At 77.0% G+C, this 2,209-nt stretch carries 4 protein-coding genes; 1 reads left to right on the plus strand and 3 read right to left on the minus strand.

The features are described from left to right. The coding region (locus ABEB16_RS11565) for a coenzyme F420-0:L-glutamate ligase (RefSeq protein WP_345712402.1) at positions 1-214 on the minus strand (214 nt) is incomplete at its 3' end. Continuing rightward, the gene (cofD, locus tag ABEB16_RS11570) at positions 211-1,245 is read right to left on the minus strand and encodes a 2-phospho-L-lactate transferase (protein ID WP_345712404.1); all 1,035 of its coding nucleotides are present in this window, start codon (positions 1,243-1,245) and stop codon (positions 211-213) included. The genes ABEB16_RS11565 and cofD, both read right to left, overlap by 4 nt. A 257-nt stretch (positions 1,246-1,502) precedes the next feature. On the opposite strand from cofD, the gene ABEB16_RS11575 reads away from it, so the two are divergent. Continuing rightward, positions 1,503-1,775: a WhiB family transcriptional regulator gene (locus ABEB16_RS11575; protein ID WP_345712405.1), complete on the plus strand. Its 273-nt coding sequence runs from the start codon at positions 1,503-1,505 to the stop codon at positions 1,773-1,775. Positions 1,776-1,814: 39 nt separating this feature from the next. Here ABEB16_RS11575 and ABEB16_RS11580 read toward each other — a convergent pair. Beyond that, a partial coding sequence (locus ABEB16_RS11580) for a metallopeptidase family protein (protein WP_345712403.1) occupies positions 1,815-2,209 on the minus strand: 395 nt, incomplete at its 5' end.

Below are 2,209 nucleotides of genomic sequence, written 5' to 3' on the forward strand. Positions count from 1 at the left end.
GGTCGGCGGTCGTCACGACGAGCCCGGCCGCCTTGGAGGCGACCTTGCTGGAGACGGCCAGGACGTCGCCGTCACGCGCCGGGTGGGGCCAGGCCGCGGCGAGCAGGGCGGCGAGGTCGTCACCGGGGCGCACCTCCGGCACACCGGTCAGCGCCAGCACCTCCAGCGCCGGGACCTCCGGCGCCGGGGCCCGTGCGGGCACCGGCGCGCTCACGCGCTCGCCCGGTCGCCGTCGCGGCGCGCACCGGCCGCCCGCAGCTCCAGCAGCAGGTCGATGGCGGCGGCGGCGAGGGCGGCGGTCGCCGCGGTGTCGCTCATGAGCAGCGGGCGCGGCAGGACGCGCAGGGCGGGGCCGCCGTCGAAGGCGTCCTGGTCCGCCACGAGCCAGCCGTCGAGGAGGTCGGCGTAGAGCGCGGCGACGGCGCGGGCCGTCGTGGGCACCCCGATGGCGGCCAGGCACGCGTCGGCCATGCCGCGCACCGGGGCGCCGCCGATGACGGGGGAGACGCCCACGACGGGGGCGGCGGTGGCGCGCAGGGCCTCGCGCACCCCGGGCACCCGCAGGATCGTGCCGATGGACACGACGGGGTTGCTGGGCGGCAGCAGGACGACGTCGGCGCCCGCGACGGCCTCCAGGACCCCGGGGCCGGGCCTGGCGGCGTCGGCGCCGACCGGCTCGATGCGCTCGGCGGGCACTTTGGCGTGCAGCCGCACCCACCACTCCTGGAAGTGCACGCGCCGGCCGCCGGCCTCGCCGTGGTGGGCAGCGGGGTCGACGCGGGCGAGGTCGACGTGGGTCTCCACGACGTCGTCGGTCATCGGCAGCAACCGCACGGGGGTGCGGAACGGCGGGCGCCAGCGCTGCAGGAGGCGGGCGGTGACCTCCGACAGCGGCAGGCCCTCGCGCAGCAGCCGGGTGCGCACGAGGTGGGTGGCGATGTCCTTGTCGCCGAGGGTGAACCAGGTGGGCCGCTGGCCGTAGGCGGCCAGCTCGTCGGCCACGCCGGAGGTCTCCTCGCTGCGGCCCCAGCCGCGCTGCTCGTCGATGCCGCCGCCGAGGGTGTACATCACCGAGTCCAGGTCGGGGCAGACGCGCAGCCCGTGCAGGGTGATGTCGTCGGCGGTGTTGCTGATCACCGTGAGCTCCGCGGCCGGCCGGCCGGTCCCGGTCTCGTCCAGGGCGGTGAGCAGGCCGCGCAGGAAGCGGGCGCCGCCGACGCCGCCGGCGAGGGCCGTGACGCGCAGCGGGCGGGGGGGAGCGGGGGGTGCGGTGGTCACGCCCGCATCCTCTCCCGGCGAGGTGGCACCCCCGGTCCGGTGGGCGGGTGGGCCGCCGTTATCACGTCGTTCGCCGCTGGGCTTGACTCTCCCGGATGACACGCGTGTAATTCCACCAGTGACATCTTCTTCGTGATCGCATGATCACCCCATGTAGTCGCGGGGTGGTCGACGGTGGCTTCGAGCGGCGGGTTCCAGGGGGCGCAGTGGACGGCAACGGCGAGATGAGGGTCCTGCACCTGGTGCAGGGCGGCGTGCAGGGCGCTGAGGAGGCGGAGGAGCCGGGCTGGCAGGAGCTCGCCCTCTGCGCGCAGACCGACCCCGAGGCGTTCTTCCCCGAGAAGGGCGGCTCCACGCGCGAGGCCAAGCGCGTGTGCGGGTCCTGCGAGGTGCGGGCCGAGTGCCTGGAGTACGCCCTCGCCAACGACGAGCGGTTCGGCATCTGGGGCGGCCTGTCCGAGCGCGAGCGCCGCCGCCTCAAGCGCCAGGCCGGCTGACCCCGGCCCGACGCCGGCCGGGACCCGGCGCCCGGGAGCTCAGTCGGCGCGGTAGCGGGGGTCGACGTCCTCCGGCGGCAGGTCCAGCAGGTGGGCCACCTGCTCCACCACGACGTCGGCCACCAGGTCGTCCAGCTCGCCCTCCTCGGCGCGGGTCTCGATCGGGCGGCGGTACACCACGACCCGCGCGGGCGCGCCCCCGTCGGCGGGGAACAGGCGCCCCATCGGCACCCCGCCCTCCTCCCACGGCGCGGGATCGGAGGGCGGCACGTCCTCCACGGCGAACTCCACCCCGGACAGCTCCTGCGCCCAGCGGCGCTCCAGCAGCTCGACGGCGTCCAGCACGAGGTCGTCGAGGCGCTCGGCGCGGGTGAGGGCCCCCGGCGCCTCCGGCGGCAGCAGCGGACCGCGCAGCCCCCGCCCGTGGCGGTCGC

Origin of the sequence: Kineococcus glutinatus, assembly GCF_039542765.1 — a bacterium.
GTDB lineage: Bacteria > Actinomycetota > Actinomycetes > Actinomycetales > Kineococcaceae > Kineococcus_A > Kineococcus_A glutinatus.